At 37.1% G+C, this 24,930-nt stretch carries 22 protein-coding genes; 12 read left to right on the top strand and 10 right to left on the bottom strand.

Annotated features, from left to right (window positions below):
• Positions 1–585: 585 nt before the first annotated feature.
• Both H4J67_RS21255 and H4J67_RS21260 read left to right on the top strand, forming a co-directional pair.
• Positions 586–900: a phage integrase N-terminal SAM-like domain-containing protein gene (locus H4J67_RS21255; protein ID WP_259368598.1), complete on the top strand. Its 315-nt coding sequence runs from the start codon at positions 586–588 to the stop codon at positions 898–900.
• Positions 869–1,354, top strand: coding sequence for a tyrosine-type recombinase/integrase (locus H4J67_RS21260; protein WP_259368599.1), 486 nt, complete (start codon positions 869–871; stop codon positions 1,352–1,354). Before H4J67_RS21255 ends, H4J67_RS21260 begins: the two co-directional genes overlap by 32 nt.
• A gap of 1,064 nt (positions 1,355–2,418) precedes the next feature.
• Here H4J67_RS21260 and H4J67_RS12890 read toward each other — a convergent pair.
• Both H4J67_RS12890 and fur read right to left on the bottom strand, forming a co-directional pair.
• Complete coding sequence (locus H4J67_RS12890) at positions 2,419–3,513, bottom strand: hypothetical protein (protein WP_182171763.1); 1,095 nt, start codon at positions 3,511–3,513, stop codon at positions 2,419–2,421.
• Between the two features lie 941 nt (positions 3,514–4,454).
• Complete coding sequence (gene fur / locus H4J67_RS12895; RefSeq protein WP_182171760.1) at positions 4,455–4,898, bottom strand: ferric iron uptake transcriptional regulator; 444 nt, start codon at positions 4,896–4,898, stop codon at positions 4,455–4,457.
• 186 nt (positions 4,899–5,084) lie between these two features.
• On the opposite strand from fur, the gene H4J67_RS12900 reads away from it, so the two are divergent.
• Complete coding sequence (locus H4J67_RS12900) at positions 5,085–5,552, top strand: DUF4442 domain-containing protein (protein ID WP_182171757.1); 468 nt, start codon at positions 5,085–5,087, stop codon at positions 5,550–5,552.
• 69 nt (positions 5,553–5,621) lie between these two features.
• Here the strand turns inward: H4J67_RS12900 and fldA are convergent, their stop codons facing one another.
• The 4 genes from fldA to H4J67_RS12920 form a co-directional block, all read right to left on the bottom strand.
• Positions 5,622–6,149 carry a flavodoxin FldA gene (gene fldA / locus H4J67_RS12905; protein WP_182171754.1) on the bottom strand — a complete coding sequence of 176 codons (528 nt, stop codon included), beginning with the start codon at positions 6,147–6,149 and terminating at the stop codon, positions 5,622–5,624.
• Between the two features lie 12 nt (positions 6,150–6,161).
• The gene (gene ybfE, locus H4J67_RS12910; RefSeq protein WP_070376276.1) at positions 6,162–6,455 is read right to left on the bottom strand and encodes a LexA regulated protein; all 294 of its coding nucleotides are present in this window, start codon (positions 6,453–6,455) and stop codon (positions 6,162–6,164) included.
• A gap of 9 nt (positions 6,456–6,464) precedes the next feature.
• On the bottom strand, positions 6,465–6,686 hold the full coding sequence (locus H4J67_RS12915; RefSeq protein WP_070376277.1) for a DUF2788 domain-containing protein: 222 nt from the start codon (positions 6,684–6,686) through the stop codon (positions 6,465–6,467).
• A 172-nt stretch (positions 6,687–6,858) separates the two neighbouring features.
• Positions 6,859–7,626, bottom strand: coding sequence for an alpha/beta fold hydrolase (locus H4J67_RS12920; protein ID WP_182203971.1), 768 nt, complete (start codon positions 7,624–7,626; stop codon positions 6,859–6,861).
• A 158-nt stretch (positions 7,627–7,784) separates the two neighbouring features.
• Between H4J67_RS12920 and seqA the strand changes: the two genes are divergently transcribed.
• The 6 genes from seqA to H4J67_RS12950 all read left to right on the top strand — a co-directional run bounded on the left by seqA (position 7,785) and on the right by H4J67_RS12950 (position 15,432).
• Complete coding sequence (seqA, locus tag H4J67_RS12925; protein WP_182171748.1) at positions 7,785–8,372, top strand: replication initiation negative regulator SeqA; 588 nt, start codon at positions 7,785–7,787, stop codon at positions 8,370–8,372.
• Between the two features lie 52 nt (positions 8,373–8,424).
• Positions 8,425–10,080: a phosphoglucomutase (alpha-D-glucose-1,6-bisphosphate-dependent) gene (pgm, locus tag H4J67_RS12930; protein ID WP_070376280.1), complete on the top strand. Its 1,656-nt coding sequence runs from the start codon at positions 8,425–8,427 to the stop codon at positions 10,078–10,080.
• Between the two features lie 237 nt (positions 10,081–10,317).
• On the top strand, positions 10,318–11,421 hold the full coding sequence (astE, locus tag H4J67_RS12935; RefSeq protein ID WP_182171745.1) for a succinylglutamate desuccinylase: 1,104 nt from the start codon (positions 10,318–10,320) through the stop codon (positions 11,419–11,421).
• Between the two features lie 243 nt (positions 11,422–11,664).
• On the top strand, positions 11,665–12,849 hold the full coding sequence (locus H4J67_RS12940) for a thiamine pyrophosphate-dependent dehydrogenase E1 component subunit alpha (protein WP_146798941.1): 1,185 nt from the start codon (positions 11,665–11,667) through the stop codon (positions 12,847–12,849).
• On the top strand, positions 12,849–13,826 hold the full coding sequence (locus H4J67_RS12945) for an alpha-ketoacid dehydrogenase subunit beta (protein ID WP_070376283.1): 978 nt from the start codon (positions 12,849–12,851) through the stop codon (positions 13,824–13,826). The genes H4J67_RS12940 and H4J67_RS12945 overlap by 1 nt, the downstream gene beginning before the upstream one ends.
• 10 nt (positions 13,827–13,836) lie before the next feature.
• The gene (locus tag H4J67_RS12950) at positions 13,837–15,432 is read left to right on the top strand and encodes a dihydrolipoyllysine-residue acetyltransferase (protein ID WP_182171742.1); all 1,596 of its coding nucleotides are present in this window, start codon (positions 13,837–13,839) and stop codon (positions 15,430–15,432) included.
• A gap of 89 nt (positions 15,433–15,521) precedes the next feature.
• On the opposite strand, the gene H4J67_RS12955 is transcribed toward H4J67_RS12950, so the two are convergent.
• A complete protein-coding gene (locus H4J67_RS12955) occupies positions 15,522–16,244 on the bottom strand; it encodes a hypothetical protein (protein WP_182171739.1) in 723 nt (240 codons plus the stop codon).
• Between the two features lie 154 nt (positions 16,245–16,398).
• Here H4J67_RS12955 and H4J67_RS12960 point away from each other — a divergent pair, with 154 nt between their 5' ends.
• Both H4J67_RS12960 and H4J67_RS12965 read left to right on the top strand, forming a co-directional pair.
• Positions 16,399–18,240 (top strand): protein kinase domain-containing protein, encoded by a 1,842-nt coding sequence (locus tag H4J67_RS12960; protein ID WP_182203973.1) that lies wholly within the window; start codon positions 16,399–16,401, stop codon positions 18,238–18,240.
• Position 18,241: 1 nt separating this feature from the next.
• Complete coding sequence (locus tag H4J67_RS12965; protein WP_182171733.1) at positions 18,242–18,544, top strand: VOC family protein; 303 nt, start codon at positions 18,242–18,244, stop codon at positions 18,542–18,544.
• A 183-nt stretch (positions 18,545–18,727) separates the two neighbouring features.
• Here the strand turns inward: H4J67_RS12965 and H4J67_RS12970 are convergent, their stop codons facing one another.
• From H4J67_RS12970 to cmoA, 3 genes are all read right to left on the bottom strand, one after another.
• A complete protein-coding gene (locus H4J67_RS12970) occupies positions 18,728–20,068 on the bottom strand; it encodes an anti-phage deoxyguanosine triphosphatase (protein WP_182171730.1) in 1,341 nt (446 codons plus the stop codon).
• 120 nt (positions 20,069–20,188) lie between these two features.
• The gene (gene cmoB, locus H4J67_RS12975) at positions 20,189–21,151 is read right to left on the bottom strand and encodes a tRNA 5-methoxyuridine(34)/uridine 5-oxyacetic acid(34) synthase CmoB (RefSeq protein ID WP_070376289.1); all 963 of its coding nucleotides are present in this window, start codon (positions 21,149–21,151) and stop codon (positions 20,189–20,191) included.
• Positions 21,152–21,159: 8 nt separating this feature from the next.
• Positions 21,160–21,894: a carboxy-S-adenosyl-L-methionine synthase CmoA gene (gene cmoA, locus H4J67_RS12980; RefSeq protein ID WP_182171727.1), complete on the bottom strand. Its 735-nt coding sequence runs from the start codon at positions 21,892–21,894 to the stop codon at positions 21,160–21,162.
• Between the two features lie 181 nt (positions 21,895–22,075).
• Here cmoA and H4J67_RS12985 point away from each other — a divergent pair, with 181 nt between their 5' ends.
• Complete coding sequence (locus tag H4J67_RS12985) at positions 22,076–24,922, top strand: transporter substrate-binding domain-containing protein (protein WP_182203975.1); 2,847 nt, start codon at positions 22,076–22,078, stop codon at positions 24,920–24,922.
• Positions 24,923–24,930 lie beyond the last annotated feature (8 nt).

Here is a 24,930-nt window from a genome sequence, read left to right on the forward strand (position 1 = left end):
TTGCACTCACACTTTCTTCACAGCCCCCTTTAATGGCAGTGTGACTTTCAGACGCAATGCTACTGAATGATAAAATTGTGATAAAGAAAAGAAGATAATGCACTCATTCTCCAAGGGAATATAACAGCTTATTATGGATACTTCTCAGTAATGTCCGTTCCATAATTTTTATTAATTATCACTTAATGTTTCACAATTTCAATAAATTAGAAAGATTAATTTAACTAAAACTTATTGTGTTCGGATATTACTGAGAAGTCTCAGTAATATCCTACCAACACACAAAAAAAAAAGCGTTTCTATTCAGTAAGATAACTTGAAATTTTACCGGTATATCAGGGTTTTGGTCATTTACTGAGACTTCTCAGTAATATCCATTTGATAAAATATTTGATCTTTATTTAATTGAAACCTATAACTGTGTATAAGCACAGTTATAGGTTGGTAATAATGTCTACATCGCATTTTATTGAAAGTATCCGTCATATCCTTCGTACAAAACATTACAGTATCCAAACTGAAAAAGCGTATTTTCTTTAGATTAAACGCTTCATTCTTTTTAACCAAAAGCGACACGCCAAAGATATGGGAGAGCAAAAAGTAAGTAATTATCTCAATTACTTAGCTGTTGATGGGCAAGTAACGTCTTCAACCCAAAACTTAGCGTTATGCTCAATTGTTTTCATGTACAAGCATGTATTTAAAAGAGAACTAACCCTCTTATCTGATAAGGTTAGGGCTAGAGCGCGTACTAGGATGCCAATGGTATTATCAAACCAAGAGGCTACTGCTATTATCAAAGAATTAAAGCCTCTGTACCACCTTATTTTCAGCTTGTTATATGGGTGGATTAAGAAAAGCAGAACTATTGAGATTGCATATCAAAGATATCGATTTTGACGGTAATTCAATTTACGTTTTTAGGTGGAAAGGGGCTAAAAACAGAATGACCTTATTGCCTAAAATACTCATAGAGCCACTTAAGGCCCAAATAGATAAAGTCGAAGACTTGCATAGTAAAGATTTAGCTGAAGGAGAAGGTAAAACGAGTTTGCCTTCAGGATTATCACGCAAATACTCAAAAGCAATTACTCAGTTTAAATGGCAATATTTATTTCCCTCAACCGTGAGGTGTAAGCATCCAATGGACGGCTATTTTTGTCGTCATCACTTACATTGGACCTCATTAACCAAAGCTCTGAGATCTGCCGTTGTGAAAACTGATATTAGAAAGCATGTCACAGCACATACTTTCAGACACAATTTTGCGACTCAGTTACTGTTAAATGGAGCTGATATTAGAACGGTACAAGGATTACTTGGCCAATTACATGAATATAGATTTGAAGACTAATCAAATCTATATTCATGTAATTTTTCAGCATTCTTCAGTGACTCTTAGCCCCATTGATAGATAACTTAACCATTAGAAAAAGTATCTTTTTTTTTATTTTGCTGATGCCCTCAGTTAGCATTGACTGTTTGATGATGAATGACCGCTGTGGTGGCTTTTGTTGACTATCAAGATGAAGGTAGCTAACGTCTAATGAACACTAATAACAGCTCGGGAATCCATTGATGTTAACGTCCGCTTTCGTATCTTTGCTGACCTTGCTGGATCGTTGACGAGTTACAAAATTTTTATCAGGTATAACTTGAATGTTAAATTTCCTAATCGTGTGACGCATTTCTCATTATTTGTGACGAACCACGTAACTTATTGCAGACAATTGCATTTTTGATTAAATATTTGTAAGACATATCTTACGTTAATGTAAGATATTGAGTAAGTAGATGTAAAAATAAAGACGTGTTATATGCTTTAGTTGTTGATTATATTGGTTTTTGTTTATCTGTATGCTTGTTACATTTTTATATCGTTAAATATAAAATATTATTATGGGTACGAATAAATCTTAATTAACGTAATATTTACCACATCAGGAAGATGCAGGTCAGGAAGACCGATAGAGTAGGGTACTCTAAAAAGGACGCTTGAAGGAATAGGCCCGATGACAGGAGTCATCGAAGGAATTAAACGGATTTAGGTTAAAGGAATAACGGCTGATGGAACAAGCCAGATGACAGGAGTCATCGAATGAACTAAATGGATTTAGGTTAAAGGAATAACGGCTGACGGAACAAGCCAGATGACAGGAGTCATCGAATGAACTAAATGGATTTAGGTTAAAGGAATAACGGCTGACGGAATAAGCCCAAGGATGAAATATCACTATTGATGTGACTTAGGACGAGTTGCAATCACGGAAGATGAATGGAAAGCAAAGGATTATTAGGAAACACTACGGACAGTTCTTTATGGATGAAGCGAGACACATATAATATGCAGGATGCATATAAGCTAGTTCAGGAAATACGGCTCTTAGAGCCGTATTTTTTTGCTTGAAATATAGGGATTTAATTCTTAAGAAATGTTGAATAATATGGGTGCTTACCTAAAATGGCTTGGCTACCGTTTAGAGAAAAGGTATAACCACACAAGGTAAAGCTGCTTCTAATGGCAATATTCTTGATTATCACTTTAGTATCTAGTGGTGAAAACCGCGCTAAATAGTCACCATTATTTTCTTGATTAACGTCCAATGTTCTAATCACTTCACCACTATCATAAGAGATAACCTGACAGCTTTTATCACCTTGTGCAATCATTTGTTGCCATAAAAAACCACTAATAGATTTGTCACCCTGCCATTTTATAGTAATACCATCAAAAGATGATACGAATAAAGAAAAGTTATCAGGTAGTGTAACTTCGTGTCTCAGGGATAATTTTGATTGCTCTATTGCTGTTGTTTCATTAGTGTTTGCTGCTATAACGTCATCATCAACTGAGGTAATACTCGATGGCAGAATTATTGCCGTTATGATGATTAATATCAGTACTGTTAACGCTAATACCTTCTGTTTATTGTTAAGTAGCTTCAGCCTGATCGCTTCACCGATATCATTAGCAGGTGAAATAGGCGAGTCTTTAGCTTTGTTGTCATGTTGAGCCAATCTATCAGGGGTCTCTTGATAGGAGCATGCCAATGAATCTTTTACTTCGTGCTGATTAAATGTCGGTTCTATACGTTTTTGAGGTTGAAAACTTCCTTTTTTTATATAGCCCGTTAAATCGATATGACCAGCGTAACCAAGAATATGATTAATTTTTTGGCTTTTGTAGGTCATTAAGAAGGTAGAAATAGCTAAAGGGAGTAAAAGTAACCAGTAGCTTATGGTGTTATCACTGATGATGATAATTAACCCAGCAAGTAAAAAGCTGGCTGTAGGTGGCAGCAACCAGCTTATCTTGAGGTTGGCATCATTTAGACGACGCTTTGTTGAAAGAGTAAAAATACCTGCAAAAATAGACAAGGCCATAAAAGATAATAAGTTGTTAAAAGAAAAAATGGCGCTAGTAAGGGTAAACAACAAGTAACAACTTATATGAATAGCGATGAATCGACGACGATTATCTGAACCGGTTAAACAAAATAGTGACTTCAACAAAAGCACATAAACTCCTAAAAATATTGTTTGATCTGAAAACTTTGGCAAGAGTAACCAATTTTCTTTTAACTTTCAGTGATATTTTCATATTCCACCACTTACCATCTTGATACCTCCCGACAAAGTCACACCTCTGGTGTAAGCCATTTCGCACAATGACGTCAGTGATCATACAATAATTTGTAAGTGTAAAAAAAAACACTTCGTAACTATATGTTTAATATTAATAAATTTTCATTATTCGTTAAATAGAGAAAGTAACGTTAATTTTATTTTGTTTACCTTGCTAGCGACAAAGCACATGAATGCTAATATTTGTCTTGTCAGGACGACACAAGTTACGGATAACACTACAAATAAGTTTAAGGGATAAATACTATTTGTTGAACACGTATAGGAAGTACGAAATGGAAAGTGGTATAAGTTAATATTCAGTTGATAAAGGATTTACCCGCAAGGACACTAACATTTCCAACGGAATGGAAGGTAAATGGATTTACATGAATGGATGCAACAACAAGTGCTGAAGTTAACTTAATTTACTACGCTTATAATGAATAAAAATTTATGGATAAAACTAGCTGAGAAGGGATACTTAACACAGAGATAATACCTCTGCTTATACGGAGTCATTTAAACGAATTAAATGAACAGTTAGTACTGAAATGGATGTTAATTAAGGATAGTAATAAAGTTTGAGTAAAGTGATATTACCCAAAAATAATTTCCGTATGATTTAGGAAATTTAAAAATTAGTAAATGGATTTGCAGTATTATATCTAGTAACGAAAAAAAGCGACTTTTATGTCGCTTTTTCTTTGTCTAGAAAAAGATTATTTACACACCCAATTTATCTTGATAATTGTCGAAATTATATTGTTGTTCAGTAAAGAAAAAAACTGCTCAAAGCAGGTTTTATCAAGCGAAATTCATACTACAACTTAGCTATTAGATGTTCGGTATGAATCACAAGCTTCTTCATCTTCACACTCACCATATAAATATAAACTATGGTTTGTTAGCTTTATTTTATGTGATTTAGCAATATCTTCTTGGCGTTGTTCAATGACGTTATCTTCAAACTCAACTACTTTGCCACATTTTAAGCAAACAAGATGGTCGTGATGTTTTTTATGACTTAATTCGAAAACTGATTTACCGCCTTCAAAATGATGACGACTAACAATGCCCGCATCGTCAAATTGATTAAGTACCCGGTAAACGGTAGCCAAGCCAATCTCTTCATTTTGCACTAATAATATTTTGTAAACATCTTCCGCACTAATATGCTGATTATTCGGATTTTGCAAAATAGTGAGAATTTTGATTCGCGGCAGGGTGATTTTTAATCCAGCTCTTTTTAGCTCTTCATTTTGGTCTACCATTAACTTTAATTCTCTAATTCGGTAATTTGAACAAAATTATAGGGGGTTCTTCTGCTTGAGGGAAGCCTTAGTTGAAATGAATAGTAAATTCATTGGCTTTGATTTTCGAAATTTGTATAAACACCAATAGCTTACTGGTACGATGAGTTGTATTAGCGAGTAATTATAGGATCAAAGGAGATTTAGATGTTAAGAAAAGCGTGGTTATTAAAATTACTGCTAAATATTTGGCCACCATTTTTATTTACGGGTATCAAAGTTACAGAGCTATCTAGTGATTTTAGACAAGCCAAGGTGCGTTTAAAAATGAGAGCATGGAATAAAAATGCTTTAGGCACACATTTTGGAGGCTCACTATTCTCAATGACCGACCCTTTTTATGTGTTAATGATTTTAGCGCGTTTAGATAATCAATATTATGTCTGGGATAAATCAGCTGATATTGATTTTATCAGACCAGGGAAAGGCGAAGTAACAGCTGATTTTTACGTCAGTGATGATTTTATTAATGAGATTATTGAAAAAACCCGTCATGGTGAAAAATATCAACCCACGGTGAATGTTTATGTCAAAAATATTGATGGTGAGCTAGTGGCTAAACTAAATAGGCGTTTATATATACGTCAGAAGAATAAACCTACTTTATTGACCTAATTAGGTAAAAGTAAGACAAAAAAAAGCCTGTCGATACAGGCTTATGATTAGTGAGTTATAAGAAATAAATTAGTCTGCAAGTTCTGCTAAACACATTTCTTCAAATATTTGAGTAACCCACTTGTCAATTCTCGCTTCGGTTAATTCTGGCTGACGGTCTTCATCAATACATAAACCAATAAACGTCTTTTCATCAACTAAGGCTTTTGATGCTTCAAATTCATAACCTTCAGTTGACCAGTTACCAACAATAATTGCGCCTCTTGACTCGGCAATATCTTTTAAAGGTTCCATTGCGTCACAGAAGTATTCAGAATAATCCTCTTGATCACCTAAACCAAAAATAGCGACTAACTTATCGGTAAAGTCGACTTCTTCAAGCTCGGGTAAGAAGTCGTCCCAATCACATTGATTTTCGCCATAATACCAAGTTGGGATACCTAAAATGATTAAATCAAATTCAGCTATTTCTTCTTTTGTACTTTTTGCGATGTCTTTTACTTCAACTAATTTTTTGCTTAACTTTTTTTGAATAGTTTTGCTGACAGCTTCAGTATTGCCTGTATCACTACCGAAAAATAAACCTACAATTGCCATGGTATAAAACCCTTATTTACTAATGTTTAATGCTGGTGCCGTCATTGAATTTTTCAATATCGACTCAATAAGTTCTCCGCGACTAACACCTTTAACTTTAGCTAAGTCGTCGAGTTGCTCAAACAAGTCTTGATGTATTTTAAACTCAACTCGTTTTAAGCCATTGTTTTTATCGCGTTTAACTTGATTGCGCTTGTTTATTTTTACTTGCACGCTACGCGAATGAGGATTTGTTTTTGGGCGCCCGGGACGCTTTTCATCACTAAACAAATCAATAGTGGTTAAATCACTTGCTTCTTTTGCCATTGTTAACTCTTACCCAACCCCTTGGCTTTCCCAAACCAGTTGAATAATGCCTTTGGCAATAAAGCCAGCACAACCTAAAAATAGAACCAAATAAACGACCATACGGCCCATTTTGGGAACATCATTTTTTGTCATTACATCATGGACTGATAAGCCAATGAAAATAAAGATAAAAGCAAAAAATAAATTCAAACCAATAGTTTCAATAAGTTCTAAGTTTTCAGCTAACATAATTCACCCTAAAAATTTCACGCGTACTATAGCATAATTTAACGCTTAAACACATAATTTTTACCACAAATGACAAGGCAATTTGACGCTATTTTTTCAATCAATCAATTAATTGTAGCAAACCTAAAAAGGTCATTCGATTCATCCGTTTTAAAGCGTTTATAAGTCGATATTAAAGGCTTAAATAGTCATTAACAATTTTGTTAAATACTGTCGTTTTCTCTGCATGTAACCAATGCCCCGTGCCTTGTATTATTTTGGCTCGACTATTTGGATATAATGCATGGATAATATCACGATGCGCTGCGGTTATATAATCAGAGTTACCACCTTTGATAAAAAGGGTTTCACCTTTAAAATCTTGTTTACCTTCATTTTCCGCCATTATTTGTCGATAACATTGCTGAATATTATCTAAATTGCATTTGAAATTGAATTTTCCATCTTTGGCCACTAAATTACGCAATAAAAACTGCCTAACGCCTATGTCATCAACGAATGCAGACAATTGCTTGTCTGCATCTTTTCTATTATTAATGTCTTCAAGCTTAATACTTTGTAAACCTTCAATAATTAGGTTGTGGTGAGGTGGATAGGCAACAGGTGCAATATCAGCAACAATAAGTTTATCCACTTTTTCACTATGGTCTAGTGCAAGCTGCATGGCTATTTTACCGCCCATCGAGTGTCCAAGGATATGGGCACGTTCAATATTAATCATTGCCATTAGATCGACAACGTCTTGGGCTAATTCTTGATAGCTCATTGAATTTTTGTGAAAAGATAAACCGTGATTTCTCACATCGATATTAGTTACTCGGTAATTATCTTTTAAACCTTTTGCCACCATATTGAGATTTTCTAAACTACCGAACAAGCCATGTATTAAAATAATATCGGCGCCGGAGCCTTGTTGTTGATAATGTAAATTTTTAGTCATTGATAGCTCATCGAATGTATATACTTGCTTTAACGTTATTGTCTTAGCTTTTATTGCACCATGCAATTATTTTGAGGCTTTATCGAGATATTGGCGCTGGAAAGTTTTCCTTAAGCTAAGTATAATCCTGCGCGAATAATAAAATTCTAGGGTAATTAATGAAAAACATTGAAATAGATGAAGAACTTTATCAACACATAGTGTCGAATACCCAATTTATTGGCGAAAGTGCTTCGTCAATCTTGCGTCGCTTACTGAGTTTAACGTTAGCTGAAGATGCGCTTGATGATCTTGTCGAAAGTGTTCAAGATGTTGAAGTCACCACTGACAACTTAGTGCCTGGCGTTGAAGAAAATATCGAAATGGAAGCCGTGATAGTTGAAGAAGTAATGGTAGAACCACCTAGTATTGATAATGTACTCAATTATATCAATAAAGAAGAGTTAGCCATGCAACGTGGTGCAGTTGGTCGATTTTTACTTATTCTTGCCGCTTTATATCGCGTGCACAGTGAAAGTTTTGCTGTTGTCTCTGAGATCCGTGGGCGAGACCGTCTATATTTTGCCAAAAGCAAAGATGAGCTTTCCGCCAGTGGTAGCAGTACCAAACCATTGCAAATACCTGATAGTCCATTTTGGGTAATGACAAACTCGAACACTACCCGTAAAAAGATGATGTTAACGAAAGCATCGCTAATGTTAGGTTACACTAACGAAGATGCCGAAAATATTAGAGATCTTTTATAAGCGCTATAAAGTTGTCGACGATAACATTTAAATAAAAAATAAAGGGAATATCATGACTATTCATGCACACGCAGGAAAACCAGTTAGACCACAAGACCGTATCAATATTGGTAAATTAGTTAGTGATTATTTTTTATTAAGGCCAGACGTTGCTATTACCGCGCAAAGGGTAACTTTTGGTACCTCAGGTCATCGCGGTAATGCCAGTAAAACCAGCTTTAATGAGCAACATATTCTGGCTATTTGCCAAGCAGTTGCCGAACATCGCATTGAACAAGGATTGAAAGGGCCATTGTTTTTAGGTAAAGATACCCATGCCCTTTCAGAGCCCGCTTTTGCGAATGCGCTGTCGGTGTTAATTGCCAATAACATCCCGGTCGTTATTCAAGATGATGATGGTTTTACACCAACCCCAGTTATTTCTAGGCTCATTATTGCTCATAATAAATTATCGATAAATAAAGATAAGCAAGCCGATGGTTTAATTATTACCCCTTCTCACAATCCACCAACAGATGGCGGCATTAAATATAATCCACCTCATGGCGGGCCTGCTGAAGGTGGTGTAACTAAAAAAATTGAACAACGAGCAAATGACTTAATTGCCGAAAAGCTTATTAATGTCAAACAAGTTAGCTACCAGCAAGCTTGTTCGTCCGCTTTATTATCAAAAGAAGACTTTATTACTTTTTATGTTAACGAACTTGAACAAGTGGTTGACATGAAAGCTATTGCGAAAGCCGGTGTTAAAATTGGTGTTGACCCACTTGGTGGTTCAGGGATTCATTATTGGCCCGTTATCGCAAAGAAATATCAGTTAAATCTTGAAGTTGTCAACCCTGTTGTTGATGCCAGTTTTGCTTTTATGCCACTTGATAAAGATGGCAAAATTCGTATGGATTGCTCATCTCCTTATGCTATGGCTGGACTCATTGCTTTAAAAGACAAGTTTGATATTGCTGTTGGCAATGACCCCGATTTTGACCGCCACGGTATCGTCACTCGCACGGGCGGGTTAATGAACCCTAATCATTACTTAGCCGTTGCTATATATTATTTGATGACCCATCGCGATTGGCCTAAAACCAGTAAAATTGGGAAAACGTTAGTGTCTAGTTCACTTATAGACCGTGTTGCTAAGTATATTGACCGTCCTTTATCAGAAGTGCCGGTAGGTTTTAAATGGTTTGTCGATGGCCTCAGTGATGCTTCATATGCGTTTGGTGGTGAAGAGAGTGCGGGTGCTGCTTTTTTATCTCGTGATGGTAGTTGCTGGACAACAGATAAAGACGGTTTTATTATGGCGTTATTAGCAGCAGAAATTCTTGCTGTTACCGGTAAAGACCCCTATCAATTATACCAAGAGCTTGCTGAAAAATTAGGTGAACCTTGTTATGGACGTGTTGAAGCCGTTGCAAGTTTTGAACAAAAACAAGTGCTAACTTCATTAAGCGCCAACGACATTACGACTAAGATGCTCGCCGGTGAAAAAATTAACCAAGTTTTATCACACGCGCCTGGTAATAATGCCGCTATTGGTGGTGTGAAAGTTACGACTGACAATGGTTGGTTTGCTGCGCGTCCCTCAGGGACCGAAGACATTTATAAAATTTATGCCGAGAGTTTTATCGATCAAAAACACTTAGCCCTTATTATAACCGAAGCCCAAGTACTGGTAAGTGCTGCTTTTACTAAAGCCGGTTTATAGGTTGATAGTTAAGATGAAAGTATCATAATTTTTACCCTGCTATAAATTGAAATAACATAATAATATGGGTTAGTACCTAGATAATTAATCCATACTATATGCTCGCACTGCTAAACGTCGCTGACTTATCGTCACTCTTCATTATCGTCACTTTAACTTTTATTCTGATCAAACCAAGCAATAACCTCCATTTCTTTGTACAATATAAGCAATTTTTATTGCCTTAGTGAATGTGGTTTGAATAAATTACAAGTAGTCTTACAAGAACAACAGCAAGCGTTACAATCTACGGGTGACTTTCTCGCCTTAACTCGTGAGAATGAGTGGTCATTAGCAGGACGTTTTTCCTTTCAAGTTAAACATCAAGCAAGTAACAGCCAAACAAACGTCACCGTACTTGATACCGGTCTTATTACTTTTGAACCCGTTGAACTACAAACATCTACTAAAGACATTGTGCTCTCTAGTGCCGTGCACGGTAATGAAACCGCGCCAATTGAAATTTGTGCTGAGCTCATTAAAAAGCTTATTTTAGGAAAGCTTGCCTGTACTGAGCGTGTACTGTTTATTTTTGGCAACCCGGCTTCTATTAATATTTCTGAACGTTTTATTGAAGAAAATATGAATCGTTTATTCTCTGGTGGCCATTCTGCTGATCAGGGACAGGGGGCGGGTTTAATTAATAAAGAACGCCATCGTGCCTTATTACTTGAAAATACCGTGCGAGATTTTTTTCAGCAAGGTCAAAGCTTATCCAGTAATAAAGAGAGAGAGCGTTGTCATTACGATTTACATACTGCCATTAGAGGCTCAAAAAACGATAAATTTGCGGTTTATCCTTTTCGACATGGTAAAGCTTGGAAAAAATCTCAACTACAATTTATGCATGCGTGTGGGGTAAGTACTATTTTACTTTCGCATTCACCCACCACGACCTTTAGTTACTTTTCATCAAATGAATTTAATGCTGACGCTTTTACTGTGGAATTAGGCAAAGTGATGCCCTTTGGCGAAAATGACATGGCTAAATTCGTTAAAGTTAAAGAAACACTGACGCGTTTGATTTCAGGACAAGACTTGTTGCTAAAAGACTATGATGAAAATGACTTTAGTATTTATGAGATCTACCAAACCATTAATCGCCAAGGTGAAAACTTTGCTTTAAATTTTTCTGATAACGTTGAAAACTTTACTGACTTTCCAAAAGGTACCGTACTCGCAATAGATGATGGTAACGAGATCAAAACAGATAAAGTCGGTGAAGCAATTATCTTCCCTAATGCTAATGTTGCTATTGGGCAACGAGCATTATTAACCGTTATTCCTACATCTATCGAATAATGGTCATGCTTATGTAAACTTTTATGGGCATATTGATGATATTGTCGTATGCCCAAAACTTTACTTAGCTCACACAACTTGTGTTTCAGTTTACGTAAAGGTAAAGTACGTTCGATTATTTACAACAGCTCATTGCGCAAAACCCAAAAAGTACTAAAACTAAGTACACTTACATCAAGAATAATGGGTATAGCAAACCCTGCAATGAACATATTCCATAAGACAAGAAGAGAAGAGAAGGCTATGAACACTGACGTATATAAAGAAAGTCCGGTGGTACATCAACCCGCTTTTATTGATGGTCATTCAGTTGAAATTCCCATCCTCAAAGTATTACAACAAGACGGCACCGTATATGAAGGTGCTGAGCTTCCTGAAATTGATCAAGAATCAGCAACAAAAATTTATAAAACGTTAGCGTTTCACCGTGTACTCGATGAGAGAATGGTCGCATCGCAACGTCAAGGTCGTTTAAGCTTTTACATGACGGCACTGGGCGAAGAAGCGGCAAGTGTCGGTGGTGCTGCCGGTTTAAAACCTCAAGATATGATCATGGCGCAATACCGAGAGCAAGGTGCATTAATGTATCGTGGTTTCTCACTTGAAAACTTCATGAATCAAATGTTCAGTAATGAAAAGGATTTAGGCAAAGGTCGTCAAATGCCCATTCATTACGGCAGCCGTGAATTAAACTACATGACGATTTCATCGCCACTGGCTACTCAAATACCACAAGCGACCGGTTATGCATATGGCCAGAAGTTACAAGGGCTTGACGCGGTAACTATTTGTTATTTTGGTGAAGGCGCTGCGTCAGAAGGCGACTTCCATGCGGGATTAAATATGGCAGCAGTACATCGTGCTCCTGTTATCTTTTTCTGTCGTAATAACGGCTACGCAATTTCAACACCCGCAGATGAGCAGTATGCAGGTAATGGTATTGCTTCTCGTGGTGTGGGTTACGGAATTAAAACGATTCGAATCGACGGCAACGATATACTTGCGGTTTTAAAAGCGACACAAGATGCTCGTACTTATGCTTTAGCAGAAAACAAGCCAGTACTTATTGAAGCCATGTCTTATCGTTTAGGTGCACATTCTACCTCAGATGATCCTTCTGGATATCGTACGCGTGAAGAAGAAGCTAAATGGCAAGCACATGATCCTATTCTTCGTATGAAAAATTGGATGTTAGCGAATAAGTGGTGGGATGAAGCACAAGAAACAACCTTGTTTGATAAATTACGTGAAGAAGTCTTAGCGGCAGTAAAAGTTGCTGAAAAAATTGATAAGCCACCCGTTGAAGATTTAATCACTGATGTTTATGATGAACCACCAACGCTATTAAAAGCACAACTTGCCGAGCTGAAAGTACATATTAAAAAGTATCCAGAAGCCTACCCATTCACCGCGGGGAGAATTAAATAATGGCACAAATGAATTTATTACATGCAATTAATAACGCACTTGAAATTGCAATGACAGAAAATGAACGCGCCGTGTGTTTTGGTGAAGATGTTGGTCATTTTGGTGGTGTTTTTCGCGCAACCAGTGGTTTACAAGAAAAATTTGGTAAATTACGTTGTTTTAACACACCTTTAGTTGAACAAGGTGTTATTGGTTTTGCTAATGGTCTAGCAGCTCAAGGCAGTGTGCCTATCGCTGAAATTCAATTTGCTGATTATATTTTCCCTGCTTTCGATCAAATTGTTAATGAATCAGCAAAGTTTCGCTACCGCAGTGGTAATGAATTTGATGTGGGTAATTTAACGATACGTACACCATACGGTGGCGGTATCGCGGGAGGCTTATATCATAGCCAATCACCAGAAGCTTATTTTGCTCATACGCCGGGCTTAAAAGTTGTTGTACCTCGTAACCCTTACCAAGCAAAAGGTTTATTGTTAGCGTCTATTCGTGATAAAAACCCGGTTATCTTTTTTGAACCTAAGCGTTTGTATCGTGCCTCTGTGGGCGAAGTGCCTTTAGAAGACTATCAATTACCCCTGGGCAAAGCTGAAATAGTTACGCCAGGTAGTGACATCACGTTATTAGCGTGGGGCGCACAAATGGAAATAATAGAGAAGGCGGCTGAAATGGCTGCAGCTGATGGTATTTCATGTGAAATCATAGATTTACGTACTATTTTACCATGGGATATTGAAACTGTTGTTAATTCTGTTACCAAAACAGGACGCTTAGTTGTTAGCCAAGAAGCGCCATTAACGGCGGGTTTTGCTAGTGAAATTGCAGCAACGATTCAAAAAGAGTGTTTCTTACACCTTGAATCACCGATTGCACGCATCTGTGGTATGGATACACCTTACCCATTATCACTAGAAAAAGAATATGTTGCCGACCACTTAAAAGTGTATGAAGCCATTAAACACAGCATAAATTACTAAGGTTTTTGTCATGAGTATTGATTTTATTCTACCCGATATTGGTGAAGGTATCGTTGAATGTGAGCTAGTTGAATGGCTAGTTAAAGAAGGCGACGTTATTGTTGAAGATCAGCCCATTGCTGATGTGATGACAGATAAAGCGCTGGTACAAATTCCGGCGATGCATAATGGTACTGTTACTAAGCTTTATTACGCTCAGGGCGATATTGCCAAAGTACATCAGCCACTTTTTTCAATGACAACCGATCAAGAGCAGGCACCTTCGCCTGTGCAAGCAAGCCCAGTGGTTGCTGTGCCTAGTTCGCCAGTTGCTGAGCATTCAGTTGCGGCTTCGACTCATGGTGAGCCAAAACTTGAACGTGAAGACTTTATCTTACCTGATATTGGTGAAGGTATTGTTGAGTGTGAACTCGTTGAATGGTTAGTTAAAGAAGGTGATGTGATTGTTGAAGATCAACCCATTGCTGATGTAATGACAGACAAAGCGCTAGTACAAATTCCAGCGATGCATAACGGTACTGTGACTAAGCTTTATTATGCTAAAGGTGAAATTGCGAAAGTACATGCGCCTTTATTTGAAATAGAAAAACTGGTGGCTAATGGTAATCAGACTTCAGTTGTCGCTGCAAAAACTGTTGAAACACCAACGGTTTCTGCCGTTGAAAAAGTGGCTTTAACAACAACTACTGCAGCAGCTGTTGAGAAAAAGATTATTAACAGTAAAGCTGTTGCTAGCCCTGCGGTACGCCGTGTAGCTCGCGAATTAAATGTTAATATTCATGAAATACCAGGCAGTGGCAAGAAAGGGCGTGTTTATAAAGAAGACGTCGTTTCTTTCACTAAAGCGCCAGTTATAAGCACTGAAAATATAGCGCAAGTTGTTGCTGTTGCACAAAGTGGCGGTAAACGTATTGAGCCTATTCGCGGTATTAAAGCGGCGATGGCAAAGGCTATGGTACGTTCAGTGTCAACGATTCCTCACTTTACTTATTGTGAAGAAATTGACATGACGAATCTAATGGCGTTACGCAGCGGCATGAAAGACGCTTATGCGAAACAAGATATTAAATTAACTATGATGCCGTTTTTCATGAAATCGATTTCTTTAGCATTAAAAGAATTCCCGATTGTAAATACGCAAGTTAATGATGATTGTACTGAAATTACTTATTTTGACGATCATAATATTGGTATGGCAGTTGACTCTAAAGTCGGCTTACTCGTCCCTAATGTTAAGCAAGTACAAAACAAATCTATTGTTGACGTTGCTAAAGATATCATGCGTTTAACTGACTCTGCCCGTGCAGGTCGTGTTGGGGCAGAAGATTTGAAGGGTGGAACTATTACCATTTCAAACATTGGCGCGATTGGCGGCACGGTTGCTACACCGATAATCAATAAACCTGAATCAGCAATTGTTGCGTTAGGTAAATTACAAAAATTACCACGTTTTAATGATAAAGGTGAAGTTGAAGCACGTTACATTATGCAAGTAAGTTGGTCTGGTGATCATCGTGTTATAGATGGCGGTTCAATTGCCCGTTTTTGTAACTTGTGGAAATCATTCTTAGAAGAGCCAAGCAATATGTTGATGCATATGTCTTAGTTTTACGCTTTTGACTATTAAAAAACCTGCTAATGCAGGTTTTTTTTATTTATCAGTACCAATAAAGAAATTCGTTTATCAAGAGTATCTTATAGGGTTAGGAACATATATATAGAAACATTATTCGATGAGGAGTTCATTGATGAAAACTTCCACCAGGGCTGCCCTGACAAACCTTTAACAATATTATTCCAAGCATCTTCTTGTTTTTCAGTCACTAGAATTTCGCAATAAGGCTGTTTACAAATAACTGATATTAAATCTAGGTTCATGCCATCATAGTGGGTTAGTACAAAGTCTGAAATATTGTTTTGCATATTATAACCCCAATCTAAATCGTCTTCTTTTTGATGAAAATCATAGATGTTATTTCTCGTTTTACCTCTAAAGGCACTCAGGAACAAATTGAACGGTTCAGGAGCGAGTTTTTCCATTTCTTCGTCGGTTGCTTCACTGCCATCAAATTCACTTAATTGATATTTTAATGATGACACTTTACGTTTAGATTTTTTATAGTTCTCTTTTAATTGTTGATGCTCAGTTTTTAAGTCAAGGTATTGCTGAGTCAACACTTCATCATTGTCAGTAATAGCAAGGGTTGTTGGCTTCTGATGGATAACTTGTGGTTGAGTTTGTACAAGGGGTGTCGCTTGCTCTTCAAGGTCTACTGTCTTTTTTAAGGTTGATGGTGTTTCAACCGCTATTACCGCCGGCAAAGTCGAATTATCTTGATGACTTCTTGTGGTCGACGAAATGCCATAACCGAGTGCTGCACCGATGACCAAAAGTATCAGTGCTTTTAGTAAATTCATATAAATCCTTTTATCCATGTTTTATTATTTTTTAAAGATATTACCTCAATAGAATTATCTTTCAAGCGCTTAAATTTAAGCGGGAGCTTTGAGTTAACATCAAGTGACTTTAAAGATATACTTTTTAGCAGAGCAAGCATTGTTAGGAAATCACGTGCACGAAAATAAACTGCAACATTTTTATATTGCCGAAGAGCAATCGGTTTACTTATTAAACACTAAAGACGCTACTAAATTAAAAGTTTGGGTTGAATTATGTCAGCAACAGTTAAGTTTACTGGGCTATAAAAATATCGCCTTATTGGGAAAGGGCGCCTATGGGTTTGTGTTTAATGGTGATGATGACTTAGGAAATGCCTTCGTTTTCAAATTTTCACGAATGAATTTACCGCAACACGTACAAGACAGACTAGCAGAAGAAGCTGAAATTCAAGGTGAGTTATCGCATCGCCGCATCCCAAAAGTTATTAAATATTACAAAATTAAGCGCCAATCTATCGTGCATATGGAACGAGCGCCGGGCATTGATTTAGAAAAGTATTCTCAACAGCATGGGCCGTTAGCACCTGAGCTTGTCGTTAATATCGCGATTCAACTCGCTGAAATTTTGCTTTATTTACGCAACCCTAAAAAACACGGCAAAGGGAAACCCTATGTTCATGGGGATATTAAACCCTCGAATGTTGTTTTTAATGAACAAACGGGCAAGGTTTACTTAGTCGACTGGGGTTCTGCTGTTGTTGCGCAGCTAGATGCTACTGGGCAAAATACCGCGAATAGTGTCATGGACTTAATGAGTAGTGATTTGCAAAATACTAATGCGCGTTTAGGTGATGTTTACTTTATTGGTCAAGACCAAATAAGTGGCGCAATGTCCTCGCCCCGCTTCGATGAGCAGGGGTTAGCGGCAACTATTTATGCGATTGCGTCAGGTCAATCGTGTCGATATGGTCATCAGGTTATTTCTCCACTTTCATTAGGTTTACCAAAGTTACTGGCGAAAATTATTGATGCTATGCTTAGCGACGATCTAAAAATACGGAATAGCGCCGGTGATTACTTTTTTAAACAGTTACCTTATTTAAAACGCATGGTCATGGCAAAAAAGCATACGGCTTTCGATGCTAAATTACTTATTCCTGTTTGGTTAAAATCTAAAACAGACAAAATTTTTGATACTGTGGTTTATGGTTCAAGAAAGTCTTTTTTAAGAGAGTCTACCGAGAGTGATGAGTTAAACGAGATTGATGATGCGCAACTAGAAAAATATTATAAAAACTTTTTGATGGGCATGGGCGATACCGAAAAAGCATTTATTGCCGCAGTTGGTCGACTAGGTAATTTTCCTGTAGTGGGTGGTTTAGCGATACGTTGGCAGACCGATGGTGTTTATATTGATTCTAATTTAACCTTGTTTGACCCTAACCTTAATGCTTCTTTTCAAAGTGCGGTTAATAATATGGTGCATCTCGCTCAAGGTATTCACCGCGTTGGTATGTTTAAGAGTTGTTTATTTAATGCTAGAAATACTTTGCATGTCGAACGACAAAGTAGTGAGCACGACTTTATTGCTGAGTTGGGACAGGAGTTTTCATTTGAGATCAGTGATGTTGCTGAGGTTGATGATATTACACGTTTGCATTCATACTTTGAAGACGGTAAAGACCCCGATGAATACCTATACCTACCCGATGAAATAATGGCTGTATTAGGACGTTTAAATCTAATTCATCATACCGGATGCATTATTTTTGAAGTTTTGCCCACTCACTTAAAAATTCATAGCTATTTAATGTTACTTAACCATGAAAAAAAGCAAGAATTTGCCGAGTGTTTAGCTGAAATTATTACGCTATTACCAACAATTCAAGGTCAGGGGATTTCAGGCTTTATGAAGTTACCCTATAAAGATACCCGATATTTTGAACATATCAGTACCTTGCCTGAAAAGTATTATCCAAGAAACCCAAAAATAACTGAATCAGTGGAGAAATAAGATGAGTGACAAAATAGGTGAAATGGCTTGGTTAGATTTAACGGTAGACAATGCCACTGAGGTGAAAAACTTTTACCAGCGCGTTATTGGTTGGCAAGTTGAAAACGTGGCGATGGGCGATTATAACGATTATGTCATGAAGAGTCCTGATAGCGGAGAAGCGGTCAGTGGTATTTGTCATGCTAAAGGTGTGAATGCTAGTATGCCTGCGACATGGTTACCTTATTTTTTAGTTAAAGATATTAACGATGCCGTTGCAAATGTTATCGAGCTTGGCGGCGAATTGCTCACTGAAATAAAGTAGGTAGGTAAATATAAGCATGTGGTGATTAAAGATCCCACAGTTGCTGCTTGTTCACTCTATCAGCAAGGTTGAATTAAGCTTTATCTATTACGTTAATTTTTATCAGTATCTACCGTTTTATTTTTAGCGCACACAGTAAACAATAAAGCCGAGTCAATATCTAGCTTCATTTTTTGCTTAGAGTTAGCGCTCACTTAGTGGAAATGAACTACTGGGCAGGAACAGTCGCTGATAAAGATGAGTAGCATAGTCATCCGTCATCCCTGAGACATAATCAGCAATTACTCGATGTTCGTTCAAGTTATGCGTTTTTGCATAAAGCCAACGCTGCTTAGTATGTTTAGGCAATAACCGAGCGGGATCATTAGCCAGTGCTTCAAATAACTCCATCACTATTTGTTGCCCACGATATTCGAGTTGTTGAATACTTGTTTGTTTAATAACAAATGAGAAGACAAAGTCTTTGAATATCTGTAGTGCTTTCGCGGCATTAATTGGTAGCTTAGCGTTGTAGCGTAATAAGGGCTCAGCAAAGCTTATTGTCGAGTTTTCATTTAAATCAGCTAAATATATTTCGGTAATTAAATAGTTGACTAAGCCGCCAATCGCTTCTTTTTGAATGTAGTGTTGTTCATTAAAAAGCTTTGCCGTTAACCGTTGACAATAATCCTGCAACCAAGGTTCATCGATTGCTTTAAGTTTAGTGATAACTTCTTGTTCAAAATCCTGCTGGCTAACTACACCTGTAACTATTGCGTCTTCTAGGTCATGAATACCATAAGCTATGTCGTCAGCTAGCTCCATAATTGAGCAATCGAGTGATTTAAATATTGTTTTATTATGTTTGTTTTTGGTGTTTTTTATTGATTGAAAAAGAGCGCGATCATCAGCAGATAATGGCGATAAAACCCAGTCAAACATTTCAGCGTCATCACTATATAAGCCTTTGGCAGGATGCCAGTCAGCCGCTTTTAATTGTCTAAAGCTGTGCGGAGCAACAGGTAAAGGTAATTGTGTTAACTCGGTTAATAGTTGCGGATATTTTATTAAGCCTAATAATGTTCGGCGAGATAAATTCATCCCATAAAATTCACTAAAGGGCTCTAAGTGTGAAACAATGCGAAAAGTTTGCCCGTTGCCTTCAAAGCCTCCATGGTTACGCATCATATAATTAAGAGCAACCTCACCACCGTGCCCAAATGGAGGGTGACCAATGTCGTGGGCTAAACAAATAGATTCAATTAAATTCTCATCATCAGGAAAAAGCTCAGCCGATAATTGTGCATGCTTGTTTCTTAATTGGGCACTAATTCCTGAGCCAATTTGCGCTGCCTCTAATGAATGCGTAAGACGTGTTCGATAGAAATCACTTTGTCCACTGCCCATCACTTGGGTTTTAGACTGTAAACGACGAAAAGCAGCAGAATGTAAAATGCGCGCACGATCACGCTGAAAAGGGCTACGGTGATCATTTAGACGTTTTGCAACACTAGCTAGTTTTCGCTGCGACCAAAGTTCGTTCATAGACACCCTTTTATCTTAATTGTGTTAATTTTTTACCTATCACAATCATATACTTAAATAATAACAGTCACTACCTAAATATACTCTATAGATAATTAACAGACTACTTATCTCGACAACTTAAGTATTAGCAATAAAAATAGCGCGTTTTGGCGCGGGGTAACCTTCTATTGTTTTGCTGTTATCGTCAGGGTCAAGGAAATCAGCCAGTGACTCAGTATCTATCCAGTCAGTTTTTCGCTGTTCATCAAGGGCGGTAATATCAGTATTAACCACCCGGATATTTTTAAATCCACATCGCGAAAGCCATGCACACATCGCATCACAACTAGGTAAAAACCAGACATTACGCATTTTAGCATAACGTTCGCCAGGCACTAAAACGGTATGTTCATCACCATCAACCACTAAGGTTTCTAGCACTAACTCGCCCCCCTTAACTAACTGTGCTTTTAATTGGTAAAGAAAATCAATGGGAGAACGCCGATGGTATAAAACACCCATGGCAAATACGGTATCAAATGCATTGAGCTCAGGTAATTGTTCTACGCCTAGCGGCAATAAGTTAACTTTAGGGTCATTAACAAAGTGCTGAATAGCATTAAATTGTGTAAAAAATAATTGTGTTGGGTCTATGCCAACAACAAATTTAGCTCCATCACCGCGCATACGCCATAAATGATAACCACTGCCACAACCAATATCTAACACGTATTTATTGTTAAGTGGGCTAATATGCTCTTTTAAACGATCCCATTTAAAATCAGAGCGCCATTCAGTGTCTATATGCAAACCATGGATATGGTAGGGGCCTTTACGCCAGGGTTTAAATTTTTTCAGTAAATTTTCTAAACGCTTATATTCACCTTCAGTAATATCTTCTTTTTTACCGACTGTAACACCGTCACTGATATTAACGACTGATGGTGTCGTCTTTGGTAAAGCGGTTAAGGTTTTTTGCCATTGGGCAAACTCGCCATGCAATTGTTCTTTTTTCCATTGGCTAAGTTGCGCAGGAAGAGTGTTTAACCAATGGCTAAGGCGGTTTTGAGCTATTTCTTGATAAAATTTATTGAATGACATGAATAAAGTTACTTAATGGCGATGAGTGAAAAAAAGTTAAAACATTGGAACCAAGGCGTTTGATGGTTGAAACCAGCATTTTCTAAGCGTGCAATATGTTCGGGTAAGCTATCAATGCGCATAACTTTTTCAATAGCGGTACGTTTTTGGGCTATTTCTAGTTCGCTATAACCGTTGGCGCGTTTAAAGTCGAGATGCAAATCGACAAGTAGTTCATTACAGATCTTATCATCAGCTGATATTTTTTCTGATAATAACAATAAGCCACCAGGCTTTAAGCCCTTGGCTATTTTATCTATTAATGTCGAGCGTATTTCTGGCTCAATAAACTGTAAGGTGAAATTAAGTACTACCATTGAAGCGTTTTCAATCTCAATATCTAAAATATTCCCTTCAATAATTTCTACCGGTGTAGCACCTTTGAATGCACTAACATGCATTTTACAGCGCTCAACCATGGCAGAAGAATTATCAACACCTATAATTTTACAGTTTTTTGCGGTGATCGCTTTACGCATGGCTATCGTTGCGGCGCCGAGTGAGCATCCTAGGTCATACACATGACTATTGTCAGTGACAAAACGCTGACTTAAGCGGCCAATGGTATCAATAATGGTATTATAACCAGGTACAGAGCGGGAAATCATATCAGGAAAAACTTCGACAACATGTGCGTCAAAAGTAAAATCTTTAATTTGGCTTTGTTTTTTTGAAAAAATTAAATCGGGTTCTGATGGTTTCATTAGGCTGAACTTGTCTTGGTATTTAAATATCAATTTTGCGTTATTTTAACCCAAATTTATTGTCATAGGGTAGTATTGCGTACTTTTTAGTAGTTAAAGCTAAAATTTACCCTGCAACTTATGACGAATAAGGTCTATAATCGTTGTTATTTCATCCACTTTAACCATTAAGGAATTGCTGTTGCAACTCAATTATTTTGTTCGTTGTCTAATCTTACTGGTGATGTGTTTTGCTGTAATAGTGCAAGCAAACAACGAACGTTTTGAAATCTCAGCAAAGCCACTCACAATAGCGATAAACAAAACCAGCTATCCTTATATGTTCCTCAATGACAAAGGACAGGCGGATGGATTAATGCCCGATCTTTGGAAGCTATGGGCAGAGCGACAAGGTGTTGAAATTGAATTTATTACCACGGACTGGTTATCAACATTATCACAGGTTCAATCAGGAGAAGTTGACATTCATGGCGGAATGACTAAAACAGTAAAGCGCAGTAAGGAATTCTCGCTTACACCGTCATTTTTCTATCACGATTTCTATTTTTATACCCATAGAGACTTCACCAATTTAACTGAAATTAGCCAATTGTCACCTTACATTATTGGTTTGGTTCGCGGGTCAAGTCATGCCGCAATCATTTTAGAAAAATATCCACACCTTAAATTACGTTTATACGAAAATCGCCATGTCTTATATCAAGCGGCATTAGCTAACGAAATAATGGTTTATACGGACGTTGAAAAACCTTCTAAACTTTTTAGTGAGTATTTTGAATTAAATAAACAATACCCACCTTACAAAAGAATTAGTTTTTATCAAGGTGAATATGTAGCCGCCACATCAATAGAAAATACGTTGTTAAAAGACTTTATTGTTGAAGGTTTTGATAAAATTACGCTTGCCGAAAAATCGCTAATAGAAAAAAAATGGTTAGGACGAGAGAAAAGTAGCAAAACATTGTTATTAAGCTTCCTAACACAAGCACCACCTTATATGGGGGTATCTCCTACGGGGCAACCGCAAGGTTTATTTATTGATTTATGGCGTTTATGGGCGAAAGAAAGTGGCATTGAAATTGAATTTATTGCTCAATCTCCATCACAAGAATTAGCGATGTTACAAGGCGGTGATGTCGATATACATATTGGGTATTCAGCCGAAAATTTTAATAATAAATTACAGATCGCTTCGCAAATTTATGGTGTTGATGCTGGCGTGTTTGTTTCTACCCGAATTGATAATGTTTATTCATTGAAAGACTTACAAGGTAAAAGAATAGGTATTTTAGCGGGGACTACTTATGAAAATACCTTAACTAAGAGGTACCCTAATCTAAAAGTTCAGGTTTACCAGACAGCTAATGAACTACTTCATCAGGCTGAATTAGGCAATGTTGATGCTATGGTCAGTGCTCAAGAATACCTAAATGCCCGTTTAATACAAAGCAATTTACAATCTTCATTTTACCAATTAAAAAATGTTACTTTCCCAACACCGGTTTACTCCTTAGTAAAAAAAGGTAATGATAAATTGGTTGAATTGATTAACGAAGGCTTTAACAATATCCCTATTGAGCAACTTATTAGACTTGAGAGAAATTGGCTTATCGACAAAAATAACGGTTATTTTGTTCGCTCTGCTGAAAAAGTGAGTTTGTCTCAATCTGAACAATTATGGCTAGAAAAAAATCAAAAAGTAAATGTTGGACTGGTTAATAACTTGATGCCAATGGAATTTGTTAATGCAAAAGGCCAAGTAACAGGCATCAACCCCGATGTACTTAAGTTGATATCTGATCGCTCTGGTTTAGCGTTTGAATTTACATTTTTTGATAGCTGGAGTGACTTATATCAAGGATTAGTCGAGCAAGAAATTGATATGCTTGCCAGTGTTTCTGTGACACAAGAGCGTAAGAAACAAGTACTATTTACCCAGCCTTATTGGAGTATGGCTTGGGTTATTTTACACCAACGTCAATTGGGCTCTCAACTGACACTTAACAGTTTTCATGGTAAAAGATTAGCCATAATTAAAGGCTACTATTTATCGTATGCTATTAGAAAAGAACACCCATTAATATCGTTAAAACTTGTTGATACTCACAATGCGGGCCTACTTGCCGTTCAGCAAGGTAAAGTTGACGGTTTTATTTCTAATATAGCGTCGGCTTCTGAATTAATGAAACGAGAAAGTCTCAGCGTTTTAGATATGTCAGTGTTGGAAGAATTGCAAAGGGACATTAGTCACTTTGCCATTAGACCCGATTGGCTTGAATTACAACAAATCATAAACAAAACCTTATTGACTATTTCTGAGAATGAAAAACAGAAGATTTATGACCGCTGGTTTGGAGTAAATATAGAAACAGGGTTTAATAAAGACGTTGTTATGCGAGTATCTGCACAAATTGGCGTACTTATTCTCATTATTATTATTGCGATAATAATGTGGAATAGGCGCTTATATGGTGAAATAAAAACGCGTAAATTGCTTGAAGAAAAAATGAAACATATGGCGACCCATGATGAATTAACTGGATTAGCCAACCGAGTATTGCTAAAAGACCGGATCAATACAGCTATTAGCTTTCATCAACGCCAACAATTGCAAATGGCCGTTTTATTTCTCGATCTTGATGGCTTTAAAACTATAAATGACACCCATGGCCATGATGTTGGCGATGAACTGTTAGTCAAAGTGGCTAATAAACTTAAAAGTTGTGTTCGACAGTCAGATACGGTTGTTCGTTTTGGTGGTGATGAATTTGTTCTACTGCTAACAGGTTTGCATAAAAAAAGTGAAGCGGCTTATATTGCTGATAAAGTATTAAAGCTGATGCAGCAGCCTTTTGAATTGTCGGTGGAACAGGTTAATATTGGTTGTAGTATTGGTATTGCTATGTATCCCGATGATGGCGTGACAGATAATGACCTGCTAAAAATTGCTGATACGTTAATGTATAGGGTTAAGGCAAATGGAAAAAATCATTATGTCTTTAACTCAGATACATACACAGCTAAATAAATAAAACC

The sequence above is a fragment of the Colwellia sp. BRX10-4 genome, from assembly GCF_014077465.1.
Lineage (GTDB): Bacteria > Pseudomonadota > Gammaproteobacteria > Enterobacterales > Alteromonadaceae > Colwellia_A.

Excerpts from the sequence above, each read along its gene's own strand:
- H4J67_RS12920 (WP_182203971.1), bottom strand. The coding sequence starts at position 7,626 with ATGACTAAAAATTTACATTATCAACAACAAGGCTCCGGCGCCGATATT.
- H4J67_RS12950 (WP_182171742.1), top strand. The coding sequence starts at position 13,837 with ATGAGTATTGATTTTATTCTACCCGATATTGGTGAAGGTATCGTTGAA.
- H4J67_RS21255 (WP_259368598.1), top strand. The coding sequence starts at position 586 with ATGGGAGAGCAAAAAGTAAGTAATTATCTCAATTACTTAGCTGTTGAT.
- H4J67_RS12970 (WP_182171730.1), bottom strand. The coding sequence starts at position 20,068 with ATGAACGAACTTTGGTCGCAGCGAAAACTAGCTAGTGTTGCAAAACGT.
- H4J67_RS12955 (WP_182171739.1), bottom strand. The coding sequence starts at position 16,244 with ATGAATTTACTAAAAGCACTGATACTTTTGGTCATCGGTGCAGCACTC.
- H4J67_RS12900 (WP_182171757.1), top strand. The coding sequence starts at position 5,085 with ATGTTAAGAAAAGCGTGGTTATTAAAATTACTGCTAAATATTTGGCCA.
- ybfE (WP_070376276.1), bottom strand. The coding sequence starts at position 6,455 with ATGGCAAAAGAAGCAAGTGATTTAACCACTATTGATTTGTTTAGTGAT.
- H4J67_RS12940 (WP_146798941.1), top strand. The coding sequence starts at position 11,665 with ATGAACACTGACGTATATAAAGAAAGTCCGGTGGTACATCAACCCGCT.
- fur (WP_182171760.1), bottom strand. The coding sequence starts at position 4,898 with ATGGTAGACCAAAATGAAGAGCTAAAAAGAGCTGGATTAAAAATCACC.
- fldA (WP_182171754.1), bottom strand. The coding sequence starts at position 6,149 with ATGGCAATTGTAGGTTTATTTTTCGGTAGTGATACAGGCAATACTGAA.
- cmoA (WP_182171727.1), bottom strand. The coding sequence starts at position 21,894 with ATGAAACCATCAGAACCCGATTTAATTTTTTCAAAAAAACAAAGCCAA.
- pgm (WP_070376280.1), top strand. The coding sequence starts at position 8,425 with ATGACTATTCATGCACACGCAGGAAAACCAGTTAGACCACAAGACCGT.
- seqA (WP_182171748.1), top strand. The coding sequence starts at position 7,785 with ATGAAAAACATTGAAATAGATGAAGAACTTTATCAACACATAGTGTCG.
- cmoB (WP_070376289.1), bottom strand. The coding sequence starts at position 21,151 with ATGTCATTCAATAAATTTTATCAAGAAATAGCTCAAAACCGCCTTAGC.
- H4J67_RS12915 (WP_070376277.1), bottom strand. The coding sequence starts at position 6,686 with ATGTTAGCTGAAAACTTAGAACTTATTGAAACTATTGGTTTGAATTTA.
- H4J67_RS12965 (WP_182171733.1), top strand. The coding sequence starts at position 18,242 with ATGAGTGACAAAATAGGTGAAATGGCTTGGTTAGATTTAACGGTAGAC.
- H4J67_RS12945 (WP_070376283.1), top strand. The coding sequence starts at position 12,849 with ATGGCACAAATGAATTTATTACATGCAATTAATAACGCACTTGAAATT.